General features: G+C 66.9%; 17 protein-coding genes and 2 tRNA genes. 10 read left to right on the top strand and 9 right to left on the bottom strand.

Annotated features, from left to right (window positions below):
- The first annotated feature begins 266 nt into the window (after positions 1-266).
- The 7 genes from tig to J8I35_RS21300 all read left to right on the top strand — a co-directional run bounded on the left by tig (position 267) and on the right by J8I35_RS21300 (position 8,994).
- A complete protein-coding gene (gene tig / locus J8I35_RS21270) occupies positions 267-1,613 on the top strand; it encodes a trigger factor (RefSeq protein WP_050013283.1) in 1,347 nt (448 codons plus the stop codon).
- 140 nt (positions 1,614-1,753) lie between these two features.
- Complete coding sequence (gene clpP, locus J8I35_RS21275; protein WP_006496351.1) at positions 1,754-2,407, top strand: ATP-dependent Clp endopeptidase proteolytic subunit ClpP; 654 nt, start codon at positions 1,754-1,756, stop codon at positions 2,405-2,407.
- A gap of 164 nt (positions 2,408-2,571) precedes the next feature.
- Positions 2,572-3,843 (top strand): ATP-dependent Clp protease ATP-binding subunit ClpX, encoded by a 1,272-nt coding sequence (clpX, locus tag J8I35_RS21280; protein ID WP_006489345.1) that lies wholly within the window; start codon positions 2,572-2,574, stop codon positions 3,841-3,843.
- Between the two features lie 197 nt (positions 3,844-4,040).
- The gene (gene lon, locus J8I35_RS21285; RefSeq protein ID WP_050013282.1) at positions 4,041-6,464 is read left to right on the top strand and encodes an endopeptidase La; all 2,424 of its coding nucleotides are present in this window, start codon (positions 4,041-4,043) and stop codon (positions 6,462-6,464) included.
- A 207-nt stretch (positions 6,465-6,671) separates the two neighbouring features.
- Positions 6,672-6,747 (top strand) — tRNA-Val (locus J8I35_RS21290).
- Between the two features lie 23 nt (positions 6,748-6,770).
- A tRNA-Asp gene (locus tag J8I35_RS21295) sits at positions 6,771-6,847 on the top strand.
- Positions 6,848-7,056: 209 nt separating this feature from the next.
- The gene (locus J8I35_RS21300) at positions 7,057-8,994 is read left to right on the top strand and encodes a SurA N-terminal domain-containing protein (RefSeq protein ID WP_209926826.1); all 1,938 of its coding nucleotides are present in this window, start codon (positions 7,057-7,059) and stop codon (positions 8,992-8,994) included.
- A 72-nt stretch (positions 8,995-9,066) separates the two neighbouring features.
- Here J8I35_RS21300 and J8I35_RS21305 read toward each other — a convergent pair whose 3' ends face one another.
- A complete protein-coding gene (locus J8I35_RS21305) occupies positions 9,067-9,735 on the bottom strand; it encodes an arylesterase (RefSeq protein WP_209926827.1) in 669 nt (222 codons plus the stop codon).
- On the opposite strand from J8I35_RS21305, the gene J8I35_RS21310 reads away from it, so the two are divergent.
- Positions 9,734-10,447 carry an ABC transporter ATP-binding protein gene (locus J8I35_RS21310; RefSeq protein ID WP_050013279.1) on the top strand — a complete coding sequence of 238 codons (714 nt, stop codon included), beginning with the start codon at positions 9,734-9,736 and terminating at the stop codon, positions 10,445-10,447. The genes J8I35_RS21305 and J8I35_RS21310 overlap by 2 nt on opposite strands.
- 68 nt (positions 10,448-10,515) lie before the next feature.
- Here the strand turns inward: J8I35_RS21310 and pgi are convergent, their stop codons facing one another.
- From pgi to J8I35_RS21325, 3 genes are all read right to left on the bottom strand, one after another.
- Complete coding sequence (gene pgi, locus J8I35_RS21315; protein ID WP_050013278.1) at positions 10,516-12,138, bottom strand: glucose-6-phosphate isomerase; 1,623 nt, start codon at positions 12,136-12,138, stop codon at positions 10,516-10,518.
- 111 nt (positions 12,139-12,249) lie between these two features.
- Positions 12,250-13,812: an NAD(P)H-hydrate dehydratase gene (locus J8I35_RS21320; protein WP_209926829.1), complete on the bottom strand. Its 1,563-nt coding sequence runs from the start codon at positions 13,810-13,812 to the stop codon at positions 12,250-12,252.
- A gap of 52 nt (positions 13,813-13,864) precedes the next feature.
- Positions 13,865-15,166: an FAD-dependent oxidoreductase gene (locus tag J8I35_RS21325; RefSeq protein ID WP_209926831.1), complete on the bottom strand. Its 1,302-nt coding sequence runs from the start codon at positions 15,164-15,166 to the stop codon at positions 13,865-13,867.
- Between the two features lie 329 nt (positions 15,167-15,495).
- Between J8I35_RS21325 and purL the strand changes: the two genes are divergently transcribed.
- The gene (gene purL / locus J8I35_RS21330) at positions 15,496-19,560 is read left to right on the top strand and encodes a phosphoribosylformylglycinamidine synthase (protein ID WP_124554598.1); all 4,065 of its coding nucleotides are present in this window, start codon (positions 15,496-15,498) and stop codon (positions 19,558-19,560) included.
- A 5-nt stretch (positions 19,561-19,565) separates the two neighbouring features.
- A complete protein-coding gene (locus J8I35_RS21335; protein ID WP_209926887.1) occupies positions 19,566-20,114 on the top strand; it encodes an N-acetyltransferase in 549 nt (182 codons plus the stop codon).
- A 172-nt stretch (positions 20,115-20,286) separates the two neighbouring features.
- Here J8I35_RS21335 and J8I35_RS21340 read toward each other — a convergent pair whose 3' ends face one another.
- The 5 genes from J8I35_RS21340 to J8I35_RS21360 all read right to left on the bottom strand — a co-directional run bounded on the left by J8I35_RS21340 (position 20,287) and on the right by J8I35_RS21360 (position 24,102).
- Positions 20,287-21,069 (bottom strand): peptidylprolyl isomerase, encoded by a 783-nt coding sequence (locus J8I35_RS21340; protein ID WP_050013274.1) that lies wholly within the window; start codon positions 21,067-21,069, stop codon positions 20,287-20,289.
- Between the two features lie 18 nt (positions 21,070-21,087).
- Entirely contained in the window at positions 21,088-21,396 is a 309-nt protein-coding gene (locus J8I35_RS21345; protein WP_209926833.1) for a BolA family protein, read from the bottom strand.
- 1 nt (position 21,397) lies between these two features.
- Positions 21,398-21,928: a septation protein A gene (locus tag J8I35_RS21350; protein ID WP_050013272.1), complete on the bottom strand. Its 531-nt coding sequence runs from the start codon at positions 21,926-21,928 to the stop codon at positions 21,398-21,400.
- Positions 21,929-22,057: 129 nt separating this feature from the next.
- Positions 22,058-22,489: a peptide-methionine (R)-S-oxide reductase MsrB gene (gene msrB / locus J8I35_RS21355; protein ID WP_050013271.1), complete on the bottom strand. Its 432-nt coding sequence runs from the start codon at positions 22,487-22,489 to the stop codon at positions 22,058-22,060.
- Between the two features lie 44 nt (positions 22,490-22,533).
- On the bottom strand, positions 22,534-24,102 hold the full coding sequence (locus J8I35_RS21360; RefSeq protein WP_204383286.1) for a protein adenylyltransferase SelO: 1,569 nt from the start codon (positions 24,100-24,102) through the stop codon (positions 22,534-22,536).
- Positions 24,103-24,214 lie beyond the last annotated feature (112 nt).

A 24,214-nucleotide genomic window follows, 5' to 3' on the forward strand; every position in this document is an offset into this window, starting at 1 on the left:
CGCGTGCGTGGGCCGTGTAACGGGCCGTCGACGGCGCGGGACGCACGCGTGTCGCACCGATCTGGCCGTATGAGGAAAATTGTTTGCTAGAATACTCGATTCTTCCGGCCAAAGCCGTGCTCCGAGCCGCTTGCGCTAGCCATCCGGCGCGTGCAGGGATGGCGTGGCGCTCCGGCGCGGCGTGCGAGTGCGACGCACCGCATGCTGCAGGCAGGCACGGCAAGGAAAACCCGATTCGCTCGAATAATTTTAGGACGATTGAAGCCATGGCTAACGTTGTTGAGAACCTCGGCAAGCTTGAACGCCGTGTGACGATTTCTTTGCCGAAAGACACCGTGCAGAAGGAAATCGACGCCCGCATCCAGAAACTCGCGAAGACCGTGCGCATGCCGGGTTTCCGCCCGGGCAAGGTGCCGGTGAAGATGGTCGCCCAGCAATACGCGGGTCAGGTCGAAGCCGAAGTGCTGAGCGACAAGATCGGCCAGGAATTCTTCACGATCAGCCGCGCGGAAAACCTGCGCGTCGCCGGCCAGCCGAGCTTCGAGCCGAAGCAGGAGCAGGCTGAGAATGCCTACGCGTTCGACGCGACGTTCGAGGTCTACCCGGAAGTGAAGATCGGCGATCTGGCGACGGCTGAAGTCGAGCGCTCGACCACGTCGATCGGCGACGCCGAAATCGACCGCACGCTGGACATCCTGCGCAAGCAGCGCGTGCACTACCACGCACGCGGCGAAGCCGGCGAGCACGGCGACGGCGGCGACGACACCGCAGCGAAGAACGGCGACCGCGTGACGGTCGACTTCGTCGGCAAGATCGACGACGTCGCGTTCCCGGGCGGCACGGCCGAAGATTTCCCGTTCGTGCTCGGCGAAGGCCGCATGCTGCCGGAATTCGAAACGGCGGCGCTCGGCCTGAAGGTCGGCGAACAGCGTACGTTCGACCTCAAGTTCCCGGACGACTACCACGGCAAGGACGTCGCCGGCAAAACGGCGCAGTTCACGGTCACGATGAAGAAGATCGAATGGCCGCACCTGCCGGAAATCGACGCGGAATTCGCGAAGTCGCTCGGTATCGAAGACGGCGACCTCACGAAGATGCGCGCCGAGATCAAGGAAAACCTCGAGCGCGAAGCGAAGCGTCGCACGCAGTCGATCGTCAAGAACCAGGTGATGGACGCGCTGCTGAAGATTTCCGAACTCGACGTGCCGAAGGCGCTGATCGAGCAGGACCAGCAACGTCTCGTCGAAATGGCTCGCCAGGATCTGGCGCAGCGCGGCGTGCCGAACGCGAAGGACGCGCCGATCCCGGCCGAAATGTTCGTCGAGCAGGCCGAGCGCCGCGTGAAGCTGGGCCTCGTGCTGGCCGAACTGGTGAAGGCGAACGGCCTCGAAGCGAAGCCGGAACAGATCCGCGCGGAAGTCGACGAGTTCGCGAAGAGCTACGAAGACCCGAAGGAAGTGGTCCGCTGGTATTATTCCAACCAGCAGCGCCTCGCCGAGATGGAAGCGTTCGTCGTTGAAAGCAACGTCGTCGATTTCGTGCTGGGCAAGGCAAAGGTGACGGACAAGGAAGTGAGCTTCGAGGCACTCGCGAGCGCATCGGCGCAAGCGTAAGTGTTGCTCTAGCGGCGTGCCGGCTGTCGGAGCGACGGCCCGCACGCCGTTTTTACGTCAAGCGCACGGTTGCCATTAATATGGCGATTGGGCGGGCGGCTTCCTTCCGTTCAATTTTCCATTCGAACAAGGTTCATTGAATGATCACTCGCGCTGAATTGCTGGACATGCTTGCTTCGAACGCGCCGCAGGGTTTCGAGGCGCAAGCGCTGGGGCTGGTGCCGATCGTCGTCGAAACGAGCGGCCGCGGCGAGCGTTCGTACGATATCTATTCGCGTCTCCTGAAGGAGCGCCTGGTGTTCATGGTCGGCGAAGTGAACGACCAGACCGCCAACCTCGTGGTCGCGCAATTGCTGTTCCTCGAGAGCGAGAATCCCGACAAGGACATCAGCCTCTACATCAACAGCCCGGGCGGCTCGGTGTCGGCCGGGATGGCGATCTACGACACGATGCAGTTCATCAAGCCGGACGTGTCGACCCTGTGCATGGGCCTCGCGGCCAGCATGGGTGCGTTCCTGCTCGCGTCGGGCGCGAAGGGCAAGCGTTTTGCTCTGCCGAACTCGCGCGTGATGATTCACCAGCCGCTCGGCGGCGCGCGCGGCCAGGCATCCGACATCGAGATCCAGGCACGCGAGATCCTGTACCTGAAGGAACGGTTGAACAACCTGCTCGCGCAGCACACGGGCCAGGACGTCGAGCGCATCGCGCGCGACACCGACCGTGATAACTTCATGTCGAGCGAGGACGCGAAGGCGTACGGGCTGATCGATCAGGTGCTGCTGAAGCGCCCGTGAGCTTAAACGGGGTGCCGCCCCGATTCGGGCCGGCGCCCTCAAACGTCCCGAGTGCCCTGAGCATCTGCGGCAAGCGCATCCAGCCGGCTCCGGTCGCGCCCTAGGCGCGGCGTCCGGAGCAATCGGCGTATCATGTCATTTACCTGTCCGGAGGCTCTACATTCATGGCGGACAAAAAAGGTTCGAACAGCGAGAAGCTGTTGTATTGCTCGTTTTGCGGGAAAAGCCAGCATGAGGTGAAAAAACTCATCGCGGGCCCGTCGGTGTTCATCTGCGATGAATGTATCGACCTCTGCAACGAAATCATTCGCGACGAGGCGGCTGCCGCCGGCGTCGAGGCCAGCCTGTCCCGGTCGGATCTCCCGAGCCCGCAGGAAATTCGCGACATCCTCGATCAGTACGTGATCGGCCAGGAGCGCGCGAAGAAGATCCTCGCGGTGGCCGTGTACAACCACTACAAGCGCCTGAAGCATCTCGACAAGAAGGACGACGTCGAGTTGTCGAAGAGCAACATCCTGCTGATCGGCCCGACGGGCTCCGGCAAGACGCTGCTCGCGCAGACGCTCGCGCGGTTGCTCAACGTGCCGTTCGTGATCGCCGACGCGACGACGCTGACCGAAGCCGGCTACGTCGGCGAGGACGTCGAGAACATCATCCAGAAGCTGTTGCAGAACTGCAACTACGAGGTCGACAAGGCCCAGCGCGGGATCGTCTACATCGACGAAATCGACAAGATCAGCCGCAAATCGGACAACCCGTCGATCACGCGCGACGTGTCGGGCGAGGGCGTCCAGCAGGCGCTGCTGAAGCTCGTCGAGGGCACGATGGCGTCGGTGCCGCCGCAGGGCGGCCGCAAGCACCCGAACCAGGATTTCATCCAGGTCGACACGACCAACATCCTGTTCATTTGCGGCGGCGCGTTCGACGGTCTCGAAAAGGTGATCACCGATCGTACCGAGAAAACCGGTATCGGCTTCGGCGCGACGGTCAAGAGCAAGCAGGAACGCGACGCGGGCGAGGTGCTGCGCGAAACGGAACCGGAAGACCTGATCAAATTCGGTCTGATCCCCGAATTGATCGGCCGCCTGCCGGTGGTCGCGACGCTCGGCAAGCTCGACGAAGCCGCGCTGATGAAGATCCTGGTCGAGCCGAAGAATGCGCTCGTCAAGCAGTATCACAAGCTGTTCGCAATGGAGCGCGTCGAGCTGGAAATCCGGCCGGGCGCGTTGCAGGCGGTCGCCCGCAAGGCGATCCGCCGCAAGACCGGCGCGCGCGGTTTGCGTTCGATCATCGAACAGGCGTTGCTCGACGTGATGTACGAGCTGCCGACGATGAAAGGGGTCAGCAAGGTCATCATCGACGAGAATGTCATCGATGGGGACGGCAAGCCCTTGCTGATCTACGAGGACACGCCGAAGGTGGCGGGTTCGAACTGACCGGCTTGCCGACGATGTTCAGCGAAAAAGGCCGTTCATGAGTCCGTGGGCGGCTTTTTTTCGTTTATCTTGTGGGTAACTCTGACTCGACACGCGGTGGTTACTTTCTTACCGAATATTTCCCGCACTTGAAGGCTTGCAATTCGTTGTGGCGGCCTCAATTACCGAACAATTGATTCCACTCATGGGGAAATGAAATGTCAGGCACCCAACTTCTCCCGCCGGAACGCATCACGCTCCCGCTGCTGCCGCTGCGGGACGTCGTCGTTTTCCCGCACATGGTCATTCCGCTCTTCGTGGGCCGGCCGAAATCGATCAAGGCCCTCGAAGCAGCGATGGAAGGCGGCAAGCACATCATGCTCGTCGCCCAGAAAACCGCGGCCAAGGACGAACCGACCGAAAAGGACATGTACGAGGTCGGTTGTATCGCCAACATTCTGCAGATGCTGAAGCTGCCGGACGGCACCGTGAAGGTGCTCGTCGAGGGCCTGCAGCGCGCGAAGGCGTTGTCCATCGAAGAACAGGAGACGCAGTTCTCCTGCGAAGTGATGCCGCTCGAGCCGGATCATGCCGACAGCGCCGAGACGGAAGCGCTGCGTCGCGCGATCGTGTCGCAGTTCGACCAGTACGTGAAGCTGAACAAGAAGATCCCACCGGAGATTCTCACGTCGCTGTCGGGCATCGACGAAGCCGGCCGTCTCGCCGACATGATCGCCGAGCGCCTGCCGCTGAAGCTCGACCAGAAGCAGCACATCCTCGAGATGTTCCCGGTCATCGAGCGCCTCGAGCATCTGCTCGCGCAGCTCGAAGCCGAGATCGACATCCTGCAGGTCGAAAAGCGCATCCGCGGGCGCGTGAAGCGCCAGATGGAAAAGAGCCAGCGCGAGTACTACCTGAACGAACAGGTCAAGGCGATCCAGAAGGAACTGGGCGAGGGCGAGGAAGGTGCGGATCTCGAAGAGCTCGAGAAGCGCATCAACGCCGCGCGCATGCCGAAGGAAGCCAAGAAGAAGGCCGACGCCGAGCTGAAGAAGCTGAAGCTGATGTCGCCGATGTCGGCGGAAGCGACCGTCGTGCGCAACTACATCGACACGCTGATCGGCCTGCCGTGGCGCAAGAAGAGCAAGGTCAACAACGACCTGTCGAACGCCGAGCAGGTGCTCGACGAGGATCACTTCGGCCTCGAGAAGGTCAAGGAACGGATCCTCGAGTATCTCGCGGTGCAACAGCGCGTGGACAAGGTCAAGGCGCCGATCCTGTGCCTCGTCGGGCCCCCGGGCGTCGGCAAGACCTCGCTCGGCCAGTCGATCGCTCGCGCGACGAACCGCAAGTTCGTCCGGATGGCGCTCGGCGGCGTGCGTGACGAAGCCGAGATCCGCGGCCACCGCCGCACGTACATCGGTTCGATGCCGGGCAAGATCCTGCAAAGCCTCGCGAAGGTCGGCGTGCGCAATCCGCTCTTCCTGCTCGACGAAGTCGACAAGATGGGCATGGATTTCCGCGGCGATCCGTCGTCGGCGCTGCTCGAAGTGCTCGATCCGGAACAGAACCACACGTTCGCCGACCACTACATCGAAGTCGACTTCGATCTGTCGGACGTGATGTTCGTCGCGACGTCGAACTCGCTGAACATCCCGCCGCCGCTGCTCGACCGGATGGAAGTGATCCGTCTGTCGGGCTACACGGAAGACGAGAAGGTCAGCATCGCGCAGCGTTACCTGCTGCCGAAGCAGAAAAAGAACAACGGGCTGAAGGAAGGCGAGATCGAGGTCACCGAGCAGGCGATTCGCGACATCATCCGCTACTACACGCGCGAAGCCGGTGTGCGTTCGCTCGAGCGGGAAGTGTCGAAGATCTGCCGCAAGGTCGTGAAGATGCTGCTGCTGAAGAAGGCGTCGGGTGCGATCAAGGTCGATGGCGAGAATCTGGATACGTTCCTCGGCGTGCGCAAGTACGACTTCGGCCTCGCGGCGAAGGAAAACCAGGTCGGTCAGGTGACGGGGCTCGCGTGGACGGAAGTCGGCGGCGATCTGCTGACGATCGAAGCCGCGGTGATGCCGGGCAAGGGCAACGTGATTCGTACGGGCTCGCTCGGCGACGTGATGAAGGAGTCGGTCGAGGCTGCGCGTTCGGTCGTGCGCTCGCGTTCGCGTCGTCTCGGTATCAAGGACGAAGCGTTCGAGAAGCAGGACATCCACATCCACGTGCCGGAAGGCGCGACGCCGAAGGACGGTCCGTCCGCCGGCGGTGCGATGACGACCGCGCTGGTGTCGGTGCTGACGGGTATTCCCGTGCGGGCCGACGTCGCGATGACGGGCGAAATCACGTTGCGTGGCGAAGTGCTGCCGATCGGCGGGCTGAAGGAAAAGTTGCTGGCGGCGCATCGCGGCGGCATCAAGCTCGTGCTGATCCCGGAAGAGAACGTGAAGGATCTCGCGGACATTCCGGACAACGTGAAGAACGCGATCGAGATCGTGCCGGTTCGCTGGATCGACAAGGTGCTGGAGCTCGCGCTCGAGCGTTCGCCGACGCCGCTGCCGCCGGAAGAAGAGGCGAAGGCTGCGGCGCCGGTCGGCGAGGCGGCGAAGGATGCCGGCTCGACGGAAGTCGTCAAGCACTGAGGCGCTGAACGCCGTCGTTGCTGACGGTCGTTCCCGAAAACCCGCGGCGGTGTCCGCGGGTTTTTTTACGCGCATCGGAATCATGCGAGCGCGTTCGTAAAAAATTCGCGCGCCAGGCTTGGCAAAATGATCGGGGATGAATTAAACTTGCGGGCTCGCTGATTGTTGATGCGCAAACGCAGATCGCAGTCAGAACGAATCGGAAACGGGTGCTTAGCTCAGCTGGTAGAGCGGCGCCCTTACAAGGCGTAGGTCGGGGGTTCGAACCCCTCAGCACCCACCAGTTTCACGATTCAGCCAGACCAAGGAGCGGTAGTTCAGTCGGTTAGAATACCGGCCTGTCACGCCGGGGGTCGCGGGTTCGAGTCCCGTCCGCTCCGCCAAACAAACAACAATGCCCGCCTTGTGCGGGCATTGTTGTTTGTGCGTTCGGTTTGCGCTCGCTTGCGAGCGCGTGGCTGCGGAGTGGCGAAAAGTCGCCTGCGAGGCTTCCGGATTCCGGTTCCGTTCGCGCACAGCATTTGCCTGCTTTTTTCCCGTCCCACCCCGTATGTTGTAATATCGGTCGTTTTGTCCAATCTTCCCGTCACGCATGCTCGATTTCTTCCGTAATCACCAGCGCCTGATGATGGCGCTCCTGCTCCTGATCGTGTTGCCGGGGCTGGGTTTCGTCGGGATCCAAGGCTTCCGCGGCTTCTTCGATGACAGTGCGAACGTCGCGGCGGTCAACGGGCACAAGATCACGCGGGTCGAATTCGACGGCGCGTTCCGCCAGCAGATCGACCAGGCGCGCCAGGCGCTCGGTGGGCAGTTCGACATCAAGATGTTCGACACGCCCGAGCATCGCAAGCAGGTGCTCGACGGCCTGATCCAGCAACGCGTGCTGGCCGACGAGACGCAGCGTCTGCACCTGACCGCGTCCGACAACGCGGTGCGCGACGCGCTGATGAGCGACCCGATGATCGCGTCGCTGAAGAAGCCCGACGGCACGATCGACGTCGAACGCTATGCGCAACTGCTGTCATTCCAGGGGATGACGCCCGAGCAGTATCAGGAGCGCGTGCGTTACAGCCTGTCGCTGCAGCAGATTCCTGCGAGCATCGTGTCGAGCGCGTTCACGCCGAAGAGCCTCGCGCAACGCCTGTCCGAACTCGCCGCGCAGCAGCGTGAAGTGCAGGCGCTCGTGCTGAAGACGAGCGACTTCGCAGCGAAGGTCCAGCCGACCGACGCGCAGCTCACCGCGTACTACGACGCGCACAAGCAGAGCTTCGCGACGCCGGAAACCGCGACGATCCAGTACCTCGTCTATTCGCCGGCCGCGGCGGCCGCGAGCGCGCAGCCGACCGAAGCGGACATCAAGAAGTTCTACGACGACAACCCGACGCACTTCCGTACCGAAGCGCAGGTGCGCGTGAGCCACATCTTCATCGCCGCGCCGGGCAGCGTCAGCGCGGCCGACAAGGCGGCCGCGAAAGCGAAGGCCGAGCAACTGCTCGCCGACGTGAAAGCGCATCCCGATCAATTTGCGCAGATCGCGCAGAAGAACTCGCAGGACGCGCCGTCGGCGGCGAAGGGCGGCGACCTCGGCTTCATCACGCGCGGTTCGACCGCGGGCGGCAAGGCGTTCGACGATGCCGCGTTCTCGCTCAAGCAGGGCGACGTGAGCGGTCTCGTGCAGTCGGATCTCGGTTTCCACATCCTGAAGGCGACCGAAGTGAAGCCGGCCGTCGTCAAGCCGTTCGCGGAAGTGAAAGACCAGATCGCGATCGACCTGAAGCAGCAGTACGCAGCGAAGGCGTTCTCGGACAATGCGGAAGGTTTCACGTCGACCGTCTACGAAAAGGCGAAGACGCTGCAGCCGGCCGCGGACAAGTACAAGCTGACGATCCAGACGGCCACCGTCACGCCGACGCCGAATCCGCAGTTGCCGCCGACGAGCCCGCTGAACAATCCGAAGTTTCTGGCCGCCGTGTTCGCGAACGACGCGGTGAAGAACCAGAACAACACGCAGGCGATCGACGTCGGCAACAACACGCTGATCTCGGCGCGCGTGACCGAGCACAAGCCGGCTGCGGTGCCCGCGCTCGACGCGATCAAGGACGTCGTGCGCCAGAAGGTCATCGCCGAGCAGGCCGCGGAACTCGCGAAGAAGGACGGTGCGGCGAAGCTGGCCGAATTGCAGAAGTCGAAGTCGGCCGACGGCTTTACGGCCGCGCAGAAGGTGTCGCGCACGCAGTCGCAGGGCCTGACGCCGGCTGCGCTGAGCGCCGTCTACAAGGTCGATGCGAAGACGCTGCCGGCTTACGTCGGTGTCGACCTCGGTGCGGACGGCTATGCGATCTACCGCGTGAACGCGGTGATCCCCGGTTCCGCGGTCGATCCGCAGCAACTGGCCGCCGCGCAGCAGCAGATGGCGCAGGTCGACGCGCAAAGCGAAGGCGAAGCGTACCTCGCCGCGCTGCGCGATCGCTCGAAGGTGAAGCTGTACGGCAGCACGACGGCCAGCCAGCAGCAGGACGGCGACAACTGAGCATCGTTTCGCCCGCAACCATCGAAAAGCCCCGCTCGAAGCGGGGCTTTTTGTTTTCCGGTGCAGCCGCGGTCAGCCGTGCGGCTTGCCGAGCAGCGGCTTCAGCGCCGGCCATACGTTGTCGAGCAGGATGCCCTGGGCCTGCCGTGCCGGGTGCATCTGGTCGGCCTGGAACATCTCGGGCTTGTTCTCGATGCCGGCCAACAGGAACGGCACGAGCGGCACGGCGAGATCCTTCGACAGCCGCGTATAGAGCGCATGGAACTTCTGCGTGTAGTCGGGGCCGTAATTGGGCGGCACGTACATGCCGACCAGCACGACCTTTGCCTGCGCACGTCGCGCGCCGGCGATGATATCGCGCAGGTTCTGTTCGGTCGTCGCGAGCGGCACGCCGCGCAGCGCATCGTTCGAACCGAGTTCGACGACGACGATCGACGGCTTGAGCCGCTGCAGCACCGCGGGCAGCCGCGCACGGCCGCCGCTCGTGGTGTCGCCGCTGACGCTGGCGTTCGCGACGCTATAATCGATTCGCTCGGTCGCGAGCCGTTGCCGCAGCAACGCCACCCAGCCGGTGTCGCGCGGCAATCCGTATTCGGCCGACAGGCTGTCGCCGAGCACGACGATCACGGGCGGGCTCGATGTCGGCGCCGTCGCAGCGCGTACGGGCACGGTGACGGCCAGCAGGGTGCCCAGCAGCGCGGCGGTCGCCGCGCGTCTTTTCCAGTGAAATGTCGTGTCCATGTTCAAGATTACCGATCCGATCATCGAAGTCCATGACGTGTGCAAGCGGGTTGCCGATGCAACGGGCGAGCTGACGATCCTCGACGGCATCACGCTCGCCGTGCAGCCGGGCAGCAGCCTCGCGATCGTCGGCGCGTCGGGGTCGGGCAAATCGACGCTGCTCGGCTTGCTCGCAGGGTTGGACAGCGCGACGAGCGGCACGGTTCGCCTGCTCGGCCGCGTGCTCGACCAGCTCGACGAGGACGAGCGCGCGGCATTGCGCAACGGCGCGGTCGGTTTCGTGTTCCAGTCGTTCCAGCTGATGCCGCACCTGACGGCGCTCGAGAACGTGATGCTGCCGCTCGAACTGCAGGGCGGCATCAGCGCGCGCGATGCGGCCGACCGCGCCCGGGCGCTGCTCGTGCAGGTCGGTCTCGGCGAACGCACCGCGCATTATCCGAAGCTGCTGTCGGGCGGCGAACAGCAGCGCGTCGCGCTCGCACGCGCGTTCGTCACGCGGCCGGCGATCCTGTTCGCCGACGAGCCGACCGGTAGCCTCGACGCGGCCACCGGCCACGCGGTCATCGACCTGATGTTCGAACTGAACCGCATGCACGGCGCGACGCTCGTGCTCGTCACGCACGATGCCGAACTCGCGCGCCGCTGCGCGACGACGGTCACCATCGACGCGGGGCGCATCGTCGCGCCGCACGCGGCATCGCGCAACGCGTGAATGTTCGTGCCGGCCGCGCAGCGTGAAGCGCGCGGCCGGCACGGGCATGACGCCGTCGCGTCAGTGCTTCAACGCTTGAGCGCCGCGCGGGCGCGCTCGATCAGCGCGGTGGTCGACGAGTCGTGCTTCGCCGGATCGACCGAGTCGGCCGACAGATCGGCCTCGACGACCTTGCCCAGAATCTTGCCGAGCTCGACGCCCCACTGGTCGAACGGATTGATGTCCCACACCGTCGCCTGCACGAGCACCTTGTGCTCGTAAAGCGCGATCAGCGCGCCGAGCGTGCGCGGCGTCAGCGCATCGACGAGCAGCGTCGTGGTCGGGCGGTTGCCGGGGAACGTCAGGTGCGGCGCGAGCGCCTCCTTGCCCGGCCCGGCGATCTTGCGCGCTTCTTCCAGCGTGCGGCCGAGCATCAGCGCCTCGCTCTGCGCGAAGCAGTTCGCGAGCAGCTTCGGATGATGGCTCGCGAGCGGATGCTCGGGCGTCAGCACCGCGATGAAGTCGATCGGCACGATCGTTGGCCCCTGGTGCAGCATCTGGAAGAACGCATGCTGGCCGTTGGTGCCCGGCTCGCCCCACGTGACGGCCGACGTCGGGTAGTCGACGAAGGCGCCGTCCAGGCGCGCGGATTTGCCGTTGCTCTCCATTTCGAGCTGCTGCAGGTACGACGGCAGGTAGTGCAGCGCTTCCGAGTACGGTGCGACGAGATAGCTCTGCGAGCCGAAGAAATTCCGGTACCAGATGCCGATCAGGCCGAGCAGCACCGGCAAATTGCGCTCGAGCGGCGCTTCGCGGAAGTGGCGGTCCATGTCGTTCGCGCCGGCCAGCAGTTCGTCGAACTGTTCGGGGCCGACCGCGATCATGATCGACAGGCCGACCGCCGACCACAGCGAATAGCGGCCGCCGACCCAGTCCCACATTTCGAACACGTTGTCCGCCGCGATGCCGAACTTCACGACTTCGGCCGGGTTCGCCGACACGCCGACGAAGTGCTTCGCGAGCGCGTCTTCGGGGCAGCCGCGCGCGACGAACCAGTCGCGCAGCGAGCGTGCGTTCGTCATCGTCTCGAGCGTCGTGAACGTCTTCGACACGATGATCGCGAGCGTTTCCTCGGGATCGACCTGTTCGAGCACGCGCGCGAGATCGGCGCCGTCGACGTTCGACACGAAGTGGGTCGAGATCTCGCGCGTCGCGACGTGGTGCAGCGCATGCACGACCATCTTCGGGCCCAGATCGGAGCCGCCGATGCCGATGTTGATCACGTGGCGGATGCGCTTGCCCGTATAGCCCGTCCACGTACCGCTGCGCACGGCGCGCGCGAACGTCGCCATCTTCGCGCGCTCGGCGCTCACCTGCGCGTGGAACGGCGCCTGCGGATCGGTCGCGCGCAGTGCGGTGTGCAGCGCCGCGCGGCCTTCGGTCGGGTTGACGACCTCGCCCGCGAACATCGCGTCGCGGCGCGCTTCGACGCCGGCGTCGCGCGCGAGCTGCACGAGCAGGCGCAGCGTTTCGTCGTCGATGCGGTTCTTCGAGAAATCGGCCGCGAGACCGCCGCCCGGAATCGTGAAGCGTTCGGCGCGGGTCGGCGCGCGATCGTTTTCCGGCGCGAACCAGTCGCGCAGCCGCGCGTGGCGGATCTGTTCGAAGTGGGATTGAAGGGCAGTCCAGGCGGGGAGCGATTTCAGCGTCATGGCGGTTCGAGTGAAGCGTGAATCGGGAGGAATGCCGCGCCGGCTCATCGTGATCGGAAAGCCGGCGGACGAGAAGGCCCGCCGTGCGGCGGGGCAGTCAGTATAGCGGCGTTACGTGTCGGCGCGCGGCGACGGATAAAAAAGGCGATTGATCAGCGTGCGCACCATCGGCGCGAGCTCGCCGGCGGTGAGCCCGGCCGGGCCGGTGCCGGTCGCGGTCAGCGTGTCGGCCGCGAGGCCGTGCAGGTAGGCGCCGGCCAGCGCGGCTTCGTAAGGTGCGACCCGCTGCGCGAGCAGCGCGCCGATCAGGCCGCCGAGCACGTCGCCGGTGCCGCCGGTGGCGAGCGCCGCGTTGCCGGTCGGGTTGATCGTCACGCGGCCGTCGGGCGCCGCAATCACCGTACCCGAGCCTTTCAGCACGACGATGGCCGCGTAACGCGCGGCGAGCGCCTGCGCGGCCGCGACGCGATCGCGCTGCACGGCGGCCGTGTCGCCGCCGAGCAGGCGCGCGGCTTCGAGCGGATGCGGCGTCAGCACGCACGGATTGCCGTGTGCGCCACGCGCGGCGACGGCGGTCGCGAGGTCCGCGTGCGTCGCGACGAGGTTCAGCGCGTCGGCATCGAGCAGCGTCGCCGTGTCGTGCGCGAGCACGTCGCGCACGAGCGTCGCCGCGGCTTCGCGCGTGCCGAGCCCGCAACCGGCCGCGATCGCGGTCATCGCGCCGGGGTCGAGCGTGTCGGCCGGATGCAGCATCAGTTCGGGGAACGGCGGGTCGTACGGCGGCGCGCCCGCGCCGAGGAAGCCGACGTGCACCTTGCCGGCGCCCGCGAACAGCGCGGCGCGCGCGGCGAGGATCGGCGCGCCGCACATGCCGGTGTCGCCGCCGAGCACCGCGAGGCTGCCGTACGTGCCCTTGTGGGACGCGAACGCGCGCGCGGGCAGCGCCGCGGCGAACCGCGCGGGCGCGTTCAGCACGATGGCCGGCGCGGCGGGCGGCGCGACGTCGAGCGACGCGACGTGGATTTCGCCGGCGAGATCGCGGCCGTCGCCCGTGTAGAGGCCGGGCTTCGCGCCGATGAAGGTGAGCGTCTGCGTGGCCGCCACGGCGACGCCCGCGCCGACGATGCGGCCCGTGTCGCTGTCGAGCCCGCTGGGCACGTCGAGCGCGAGCACGCGGCCGCCGCCGCGCGCATGGGTGGCGATGCGTGCTGCCTGTTCGGCGAACGCGCCATCGAGCGCGCGGCCGAGACCGATGCCGAACAGCCCGTCGACGACCCACGCATAGCCCTCCAGCGACGCGGGCGGGGTGGCCGACAGCGGCACGCCGGCCGAGCGTGCGAGACCGAGCGCCCATTGCGCGTCGTCCGGCTTGACCGGCACCGGCATCCACGCATGCGTCGCGACGCCGAGCTGCTGGAGTTGCGCGGCGGCCACCAGCGCGTCGCCGCCGTTGTTGCCGGGGCCGACCGCGAACCAGACGGGGCGATCGTCGCCGGCGACGCGCTCGGACAGCCAGCGCGCGGCGGCCGCGCCGGCGCGGCCCATCAGCGTGTGCGGCGGCAGCGCGGCGGCGGCGTCGGCTTCGGCCGCGCGCAGGTCGGCGACGCGCAGCAGCGCGATCGGATCGGAATCGGGGAACGGGGGGCGAACGGGGGGGGCGGGGGTAACGGTCATCGCGGGATCGTGGCGGCTGGCAAGGATGCCGCCACGGGCCGGCCCGCGGCGGTCAGGTCGTGAAGCGGCCGGCGTTCAGCGCGGCGAGCGTGTCGGCGGGCCAGTGCTGGACGTTGCCGCCCAGATAGTCGGTCACCACTTTAGCAGACCCGCACGCGAGGCCCCAGCCGGCCGGGCCATGGCCGAAATTGACGAACACGCGCGGATGCGGGGTCGGACCCACGACGGGCAAGCCGTCCGGCGACAGCAGTTGCATGCCTTGCCACGACAGCGCGGCCGAGATCTTCGCGGCGCCGGGCACCCAGTCGTGGACGGCCTGGCCGAGCAGCGCGAGCGCGGCCTCCGACAGCGGCTCGGCGAGCGGCTTCGCGGTATCCGCCAGGCTCTGCAGCACGGCGGCCCCGCCGATGCGCAGCCGCTGGTGGGTGCGCGTGATCGAGATCCGCTTGATCGAATCGACGACGCTCAGGTGCGGCGCATGTTCTTCGTACGCGACCGGCGCGGTGAGCGTATGCACGCGCACCGGGTGCAGCGGCAGGCGCCAGCCGAGCCGTTCGAGCAGCGCAAGGCTGCCGGCGCCGGCGGCGACCACGATCGCGTCGGCCGACATCACGTCGACCTCGCGCGCGCGCGCCGCGCTCCGGTTGCCCGGCGGGGCGAGCTCGACCGCGACGCGGCCGTTGTCGACGCGGATCGCGGCGACGTCCGCACCGAAGCGGAACTGCACGCCATGCTCGTCGAGCGTCTGCTTGACCAGTTTCGCGAACAGCGGGCAGTTGCCGGTGCGCTCGGTTTCGAGCAGCACGCCGCCGGCAAAGCCGGGCTCGGCCGGTACCGACGGTTCGAGCGCCACGCATTCGTCGGCGGTGAGCGTGCGGTAAGGCTGGTCGAGTGTGCGCAGCAGGTCGAGCGCGGGCTGCAGCGCGTCCCAGTCGCGCGGATCGCGCACGATGTGCAGGATGCCGGGCTTCTGCTCGAATTCGAGCTCGAGGCGCGCCTCGATATCGGCGAGCGCGTCGCGCGACACGTCGATCAGCGGGCGCAGCCGTGCGTACTGCGCGGCGAATGCATCGTGCTCGCGCAGCGTGCCGAGCTGCTTGACGAAGCGGCGCACGCCGCCGTTGAAGCCCGGCTTGTAGACGATGCCGCTGTCGCGCGCGTGGCGCTGGTGCATGAAAGTCGGGCCGAACCAGACGTCGAGCGGGCTCGGCAGCAGCGCGCCGCCGTCGCCGTAGGTCGCGCCTTGCGCGACGGTCGCGTGGCGTTCGACCACGCACACGCGATGGCCGGCCGCGCGCAACTGGTAGGCGGTGGCGACGCCGCTGATTCCGCCGCCGATGACGATGACATCCATTGAGATTGCTTCGATGACGGGCGGCGCGCACGCCGCCCGGTGAGAATTCGCTGAGGGCCCGGGCCCGGTGAACCCGGAATGATAGCGCCAAAAGTGCGCGAGCCGGCGGCGGGCGAGCATGGCCGTGCGGCCATGCGGCGGCGGCCGGCGCCCGGGCCGATAGAGGCCGATCCGGCGGACAGCCGCGCGTGCCGCCCGCACCAGCACCGTGGCGGTGCAGCCGGACTACCGATTGGCCGGTCTTGGGCGGCCGACTTCCGGGTATAATTACGGCCTTCCTTTCGCCCCACGTCGCCACCCCGCGCGACTCATCGACGTCAGTCCAGCCCATGGCTCACTTCTCGTGTTTTCCCGGCGCTTCGGCCCTCTCCGATTTCCGTCAAACCCGTCTGCTCGACACGCTCAGGCAAATCGACGCCAACATCGTCGCGGTGCGCGGCCAGTTCCTGCACTTCGTCAATGCGGCCGAGCCGCTGTCGGCCGACGACAGCGCGCGCATCGATGCGCTGATGCACTACGGCGCGCCGTTCCAGCCGGCGGGCGAGAAGGGCGCGACCGAGACCTTCGTCGTGCTGCCGCGCTTCGGCACGGTTTCGCCGTGGGCGAGCAAGGCGACCGACATCGCGCAGCACTGCGGCCTCACGCAGGTGCGCCGCATCGAGCGCGGCGTCGAATTCACGGTCACGCTGAAGTCGGGCCTGCTCGGCGGCAAGAAGGCGCTGTCGGACGACGCGCGCGCGGCCGTCGCGGCCGCGCTGCATGACCGGATGACCGAAAGCGTGGTCGCGGCGCGCGACGATGCGAAACACCTGTTCGACGAACTGCCGGCCAAGCCGCTGTCGACCGTCGACGTATTGGGCGTCGGCCGCGGCGCGCTGGAGCGTGCGAACGTCGAGCTGGGCCTCGCGCTCGCCGACGACGAGATCGACTATCTGGTCGACGCGTTCCGCAAGCTCGAACGCAACCCGACCGACGTCGAACTGATGATGTTCGCGCAGGCCAACAGCGAACACTGCCGCCACAAGATCTTCAACGCGCAGTGGACGATCGACGGCGAAGCGCAGGACATGTCGCTGTTCGCGATGATCCGCAACACCGAGAAGCTGAGCCCGCAGGGCACGATCGTCGCGTATTCGGACAACTCGTCGATCATGGTCGGCGCCGAAGCCGAGCGCTGGTTCCCGCGCAAGGCCGGTGCGGCCGGCGAGCCGGGCGAGCGCTACGGCCGCCACACCGAACTCACGCACACGCTGATGAAGGTCGAGACGCACAACCATCCGACGGCGATCTCGCCGTTCCCGGGGGCGGCGACCGGCGCGGGCGGCGAGATCCGCGACGAAGGCGCGACGGGCCGCGGCGCGCGTCCGAAGGCCGGCCTCACGGGCTTCACCGTGTCGAACCTCGACCTGCCCGATGCGCGCCAGCCGTGGGAAAACGCGCGCGACGCCGCGCAGCCGGTCGCCGAGCGCAATCCGAACGAAGTGCACGGCCCGTACGGTCGTCCGGACCGCATCGCGTCGCCGCTGCAGATCATGATCGATGGCCCGCTGGGCGGCGCCGCGTTCAACAACGAATTCGGCCGCCCGAACCTCGGCGGCTACTTCCGCGTGTACGAGCAGAACGTCGGCGGCACGGTGCACGGCTATCACAAGCCGATCATGATCGCGGGCGGCCTCGGCAACATCGCGGATCAGCACACGCACAAGCACGACGTGCCGGCCGGCTCGCTGCTGATCCAGATCGGCGGCCCCGGCATGCGGATCGGCATGGGCGGCGGCGCCGCGAGCTCGATGGCGACCGGCGCGAACACCGCCGAACTCGACTTCGATTCGGTGCAGCGCGGCAACCCGGAAATCGAGCGTCGCGCGCAGGAAGTGATCAACGGCTGCTGGCAGCTCGGCGCGGAAAACCCGATCCTGAGCATCCACGACGTCGGCGCGGGCGGTCTGTCGAACGCGTTCCCCGAAATCGTCGACGGCGCGGGCAAGGGCGCGCGCTTCGAACTGCGCAAGGTCGCGCTCGAGGAATCGGGCCTGTCGCCGCGCGAAATCTGGTCGAACGAAGCGCAGGAGCGCTACGTGCTGGCGATCGCGCCGGCCGACCTGCCGCGCTTCGAGGCGATCTGCGCGCGCGAGCGCTGCCCGTTCGCGGTAGTCGGTGTCGCGACCGACGAACGCGAGCTGAAGCTCGTCGACGACGAAGCGACGGGCGCGGACGAATACCCGGTCGACATGCCGATGGAAGTGCTGCTCGGCAAGCCGCCGCGCATGCACCGCGACGTCGCGCGTGTGACGACCGAGCGTGCGCCGGTCGACGTGACGGGCATCGCGCTGTCGGCCGTCGCGCTCGACGTGCTGAAGCACCCGACGGTCGGCAGCAAGTCGTTCCTGATCACGATCGGCGACCGTTCGGTCGGCGGTACGTCGGTGCGCGACCAGATGGTCGGCCCGTGGCAGGTGCCGGTGGCCGACTGCGCGATCACCGCGCTCGACTATGCCGGTTTCAAGGGCGAGGCGATGACGATGGCCGAGCGCACGCCGCTCGCGGTGATCGACGCGCCGGCGTCGGGTCGCATGGCCGTCGGCGAAGCGATCACGAACATCGCGAGCGCGCCGATCGCGTCGCTCGACAAGCTGAAGCTGTCGGCGAACTGGATGGCCGCGTGCGGCACGGCCGGCGAGGACGCCGCGCTGTTCGACACGGTCAAGGCGATCGGCATGGAGCTGTGCCCGGCGCTCGGGATCGGCATCCCGGTCGGCAAGGACTCGCTGTCGATGAAGACGAAGTGGGATGAGCAGGGCGTCGCGAAGGAAGTCGTGTCGCCGGTGTCGTTGATCATCTCGGCGTTCGCGCCGGTCGAGGACGTGCGCCGTCATCTCACGCCGCAACTGCGCCGCGTGGCCGACGCGGGCGACACGGTGCTGATCGCGATCGATCTCGGCCGCGGCAAGAACCGCATGGGCGGCAGCATCTTCGCGCAGGTCACGCAGCAGGTCGGCGACACGACGCCGGACGTCGACGACGCGGAAGACCTGAAGCGCTTCTTCAACGCGATCCAGTCGCTCAATGCGCAAGACAAGCTGCTCGCGTACCACGACCGCTCGGACGGCGGCCTGTGGGCGACGGTATGCGAAATGGCGTTCGCGGGCCATGCGGGCGTGTCGCTGAACGTCGACATGCTGACGCTCGACCCGAACCACGAATCCGACTACGGCGACGCGAAGGACTGGGCGAAGCAGACGAGCGGCCTGCGCGACGACCGCACGCTGCGCGCGCTGTTCTCCGAAGAGCTCGGCGCCGTCGTGCAGGTGCGCGCGTCCGACCGCGACGCGGTGCTCGGCGCGCTGCGCGAGTTCGGCTTGTCGACGTGCTCGCACGTGATCGGCTCGGTCAACGATCGCGACGTGATCGAGGTGTACCGCGACGCGAAGAAGATCTTCGACGCGCCGCGTACCGAACTGCATCGCGCATGGAGCGAAGTGAGCTGGCGCATCGCGCGCCTGCGCGACAACCCGGCGTGCGCGGATGCCGAATACGACGCGCTGCTCGACGCGGCCGACCCGGGCATCTCGCCGGTGCTGACGTTCGACCCGGCCGACGACATCGCCGCGCCGTTCATCGCGACGGGCGCACGGCCGCGCGTCGCGATTCTGCGCGAGCAGGGCGTGAACTCGCATCTGGAAACGGCTTACGCATTCGACCGCGCCGGCTTCGATGCGCACGACGTGCACATGAGCGACCTGCTCGCGGGCCGCGCGTCGCTGGCCGATTTCGCGGGTGCGGTCGCATGCGGCGGTTTCTCGTACGGCGACGTGCTGGGCGCGGGAGAGGGCTGGGCGAAGACGATCCGCTTCAACGCGAATCTCGCCGACATGTTCTCGGCGTTCTTCGCGCGTCCCGATACGTTCGCACTCGGTATCTGCAACGGCTGCCAGATGCTGTCGAGCATCGCGTCGATGATCCCCGGGGCGGAAGCGTGGCCGAAGTTCACGCGCAACAAGTCCGAGCAGTTCGAGGCGCGCTTCTCGTTCGTCGAAGTGGAGAAGTCGCCGTCGATCTTCTTCGCGGGGATGGAAGGCTCGCGGATTCCGGTCGCGGTCGCGCACGGCGAAGGCTATGCGGACTTTTCGCAGCAGGGCGACATCGATCGCGTCGCGGTCGCGATGCGTTACGTCGACCACCGCGGCGAAGCGACCGAGCGCTATCCGTTCAACCCGAACGGGTCGCCGGCCGGCATCACGTCGGTGACGACGGCCGACGGCCGCTTCTCGGTGCTGATGCCGCACATGGAGCGCGTGCATCGCACGGTCACGATGAGCTGGCACCCGGAAGGCTGGGGTGAAGCGAGCCCGTGGCTGCGCGTATTCCGCAACGCGCGCCGCTGGATCGGCTGATCGGGATGATGTTCGACCCGAACGCATCGGTCGAGGTCGTCACGCTGCGTGACGCGCGGGCGAGCGAGGCCGACGCGATTGGCCGCGTGATCCGCGCGGCGTTCGCGGGCGAGCCGCAAGGCGGCGCGTTCGAGCAGCGCATCGTCGACACGCTGCGTGCGGACGGTGCGCTGAGCGTATCGCTCGTCGCGGAGCGCGACGGACGTATCGTCGGGCACGTCGCGTTCTCGCCGGTCGCGATCGGCGGCGAGCCGGCCGGCAGCCAGCAGTGGTACGGGCTCGCGCCGCTCGCGGTGCGGCCCGATTGCCAGCGGCAGAGCATCGGCGCCGGGCTCGTGCGCACGGGGCTCGACGCGTTGCGTCGGCTCGGCGCGCGCGGCTGCGTGGTGCTCGGCGAGCCCGCGTATTACACGCGTTTCGGGTTCGAACCGCACGGCGACATCGTGTTTCCGGGCGTGCCGGCCGAGTATTTTCTCGCGCTGTCGTTCGACGAATCGGCTTCGCTGCCGGCGGGCGACGTGCGTTATCACGACGTGTTCCATCCCGCCGCGTAGCGCATGCCGCGGGCGGGCGACACCTGGCGTGGAAAAGCCGCTCTCCGGAGCGGTTTTTTATTGCACGGCGCGCCGCGCACCATCGCGTCGCGGTATATCTGTTTCGTGCGCGCCAAAAGAAAAAGCCGCTCCGAAGAGCGGCTTGTCGATGCGCGTACGACGCGCGCCGGCGTTACTGGATCTTCGCCTGCTGGCGCAGACCTTCCTCGAACGCCTGCAGCTTCTGCTGCACGAGCTGCTGCGCGATCTGCGCCTTCACCTGGTCGAACGGCGGCGGCGCGATGTCGCGGATGTCGTCGACGCGGATGATGTGCCAGCCGAACTGCGTCTTCACCGGCGCGTCGGTCATCTGGCCTTTCTGCAGCTTCTGCGCGGCCGCCGCGAATTCCGGCACGTACGCCTTCGGGTCGGACCAGTCGAGATCGCCGCCGTTCTTGCCCGAACCCGGATCCTTCGAGTATTGCTTCGCGAGATCCTCGAACTTCGCGCCGCCCTTGATCTTCGCGATCAGGTCCTTCGCCTGCTGCTCGCTCTCGACGAGGATGTGGTGCAGGTGGTACTCGCGGTTGCCGCCCACGCCCTTGACGAGTTCGTCGTAGCGCGCCTTCACTTCGGCGTCGGTCGGCTGGTTCTTCTTCAGGAAGCTCTCGATCATCGAGCGCAGCACGACGGTCTGCTGCGCGACGGCGACTTGCGCCTTCACGTCCGGACGGTTCGGGATGCCTTCGCGAATCGCTTCCTGCATCAGGATTTCGCGGTTCACGAGTTCCTGGCGCACGGCCTGCTGCAGTTGCGGACCGTCGGTCTGGCCTTGCTGGACGAGCTGCGCGACCATCGCGTCGGCGCGCGATTTCGGAATCGGCGTGCCGTTGACGACGGCGATGTTCTGGGCAAATGCCGGTGCCGCTGCAAAAGCAGCCGCCGCGACCCACAGGCGGGGGGATTTCAGGATCATCGGGAATTCCTAATGAGACTAGATTGAAGATTCGTTGAATTCTTCGGGCGTGTAAGCCACGATCGCGAGCGCGTGAATGCCGCGCTGCATCGCATCAGCGAGCGCATCATACACCAGCCGGTGCCGCGCGACGCGCGGCTTGCCCGCGAACGCGGACGAGACGATCGTGACCGTGAAATGGCCGCCGGCGGCCGCGCCCGCATGGCCCGCGTGCTGCGCGCTGTCGTCGCGCACGGTGAGCGACAGCGGCGCGAGCGACGCGGTGAGGCGCGCTTCGATCAGCGCGATGCGTTCGTCGGCGGAGGCGTGGAGAAAGGCGTCGCCCATGTCACTCGTCCTTCAGGTATTTCGTGAGCCACAGGCTCTGCAGGATGATGAACACGACCATCGCGCCCGTCGTACCGAACAGCTTGAAGTTCACCCATTGCGATTCGGTGAAGTTGTGCACCACGTACAGGTTCGCGACGCCGAGCACCGCGAAGAACAGCGCCCAGGCGGCGTTCAGCTTGTCCCACACGGGGTGCGGCAGCGTGAGCTGCTTGCCCATCATCTTCTCGATCAGGTTCTTGCTGAACGCATAACGCGCGGCGAGCAACCCGATCGCAAACAGCCAGTACAGCACAGTCGGTTTCCATTGAATGAATTTCTCGTCATGCAGGACGAGGGTGGCGCCGCCGAACACGACGATCACGCCGAGGCTGACCCACAGCATCGTGTCGACCTTCCGGTGCCGGAAGGCGACCCAGGCGACCTGGGCCAGCGTCGCGACGATCGCGACGGCGGTGGCGGTAAAGATGCCCCAGACCTTGAAGGCGACAAAAAACAGGATGATCGGAAACAGATCGAACAGGAATTTCATGGCGCTCGCAGCTGCGTGACAGGCCGCATGTGCGGCCTGTCACCGTTGTAGGGACCCGCCAGGCATCGCCGTCGCGGAGCCGGGCGGCCGGCCCGCGGCTGGCCGCCCGGCAGATCCGCCCGGCGCCGCTCATTCGTTTTCGGGTCGGGACTCGAAGTTTAACGCAGCCGAATTGATGCAGTACCGCAAACCGGTCTGGTCGCGCGGGCCGTCCTCGAACACGTGGCCCAGATGCGCGCCGCAGTGGTTGCAGCGCACCTCGACGCGCACCATTCCGTGCGAGTAGTCGACCTTCTCGTCGATCACCTCGCCGTTGAGCGGCTTGAAGTAGCTGGGCCAGCCGCAGCCCGAATGGAACTTGGCGCCGGATTCGAACAGCGGCGTGCTGCAGACGACGCACTTGTAGATGCCGGCATCCTCGGTGTCGGTGTATTCGCCGGTGAACGCGCGCTCGGTCGCCGCGTGCTGCGTGACCTCGTACTGCATCGGCGTGAGCCGGCGGCGCAGCTCGGCGTCGTCCTTCTGGTACGGGAAGGTCTTGTCGTCGGAATCGTGGGACATGGGGGTTCTCCTGATCGGTCGGTCGAGATGCGCGGGTTGCGGGCTCAGGACGAGCAGCTCACTTCGAGCGTGCCGGCCCAGTCGGGCGGCAACGCCGCGTACGCTTCATGCTCCGGTTGTTCGTCGAACGGGCGACGCAGGATCCGCGCGAGCCGCTCGACTTCCGAAAAATCCTTTTCCTTCGCGCGCCGGATTGCAACTTCGGCCAGATGGTTGCGAAGCACGTATTTGGGGTTCGCGCGGTTCATTGCAACCGCGCGAGCCGCGTCGTCGCGCGTTTCCTCGGACAGCCGCGCGCGGTAGAGGTTCGCCCATGCGTCGAATGCTTCACGGTCGATGAAGAGGTCGCGCACGGGCGCGTCGCGGCTCGCGTCGTGCTTCGAGATCTGCGCGAGCCGGCGGAACGTCAGCGTGAAATCCGCGTGGCTCGCATGCATCGTCTCGAGCAGCTTGTTCGCGAGCTCGGCGTCGCCGTCGCGTTCGAGTTCGAGGCCGAGCTTCGCGCGCATCGCGCGTTCGAGCGCGGGGCCGAAGCGCTCCGGAAACTTCGCGAGCACGGCCTGGGCGTCGTCCACCGCGCGCTCGGCGCGCGCGTCGTCGTCGGCGATGCCGTGCTGCAGCCCGATCAGCGGCAGCAGCGCCTGCGCGAGGCAATAGCAGTTCCAGTGCGCGATGCGCGGCTGCATCCGGTACGCATAGCGGCCGTTGGTGTCCGAGTGGTTGCAGATGTAGTTCGCGTCGAATGCATCGACGAAGCCGAACGGACCGTAGTCGATCGTCACGCCGAGGATCGACATGTTGTCGGTGTTCATCACGCCGTGGCAGAAGCCGACCGCCTGCCATTGCGCGACGAGGTCGGCCGTGCGCAGCGTCGCGGCCTCGAGCAGCGCGAGGTACGGATCGTCCGCGTCGCGGCAGGCCGGATAGAAGCGGTCGATCACGTGATCGGCCAGCTGGCGCAGCAGGTCGGGGCGATCGTTCGAGAAGAAGTGCTCGAAGTGGCCGAAGCGCACGAAGCTTTCCGACACGCGCGTGACGACGGCCGCCGTCTCGATCTCCTCGCGCACCACCGGCTGGTCGGAGCCGATCACCGTCAGCGCGCGCGTGGTCGGGATGCCGAGGTGATGCATCGCTTCCGAGCACAGGAATTCGCGGATCGACGAGCGCAGCACCGCGCGGCCGTCGCCCATCCGCGAATACGGCGTGCGGCCGCCGCCCTTGAGCTGCAGTTCGTAGCGCCGGCCGTCAGCGCCGGGCAACTCGCCGATCGTCAGCGCGCGGCCGTCGCCGAGCTGGCCGGCCCACACGCCGAACTGATGGCCGGAATAGACCGACGCGTACGGCATCGCGTGCGCAGGCCAGTCGCGCGTCGGGTTGCCGGCGAACAGCTCGGCGAAGCCGGGCTGCGCGGCGATCGCGGGCGGCAGGTCGAGCAGCTGCGCGACTTCGTCGGAAAAGCCGACGACGTACGGCGCGGCCAGCGGCGCGGCCGGCAGCCGCGTATGAAACGCGTCGCCGAGCGTGACGAACGCGCGTTCGGCGGGCGCGCCGAGCGTCGCGGCGAGGTCGGGGAGAGTGTCAGCCGCATCGGCTGCGCTTCGGGAAAACGACATGTTGAGCGCCTCTGGGTAAGCCGATATTGTAAGGCGGCGTCGCGCCGCCCGCATGGCGGCCCGCGCATCGTGCGCCACGCCCGTCCGGGCCGCTGACGGGCGCGCATGCGGG

The sequence above is a fragment of the Burkholderia sp. CpTa8-5 genome (assembly GCF_017815045.1).
GTDB lineage: Bacteria > Pseudomonadota > Gammaproteobacteria > Burkholderiales > Burkholderiaceae > Burkholderia > Burkholderia sola.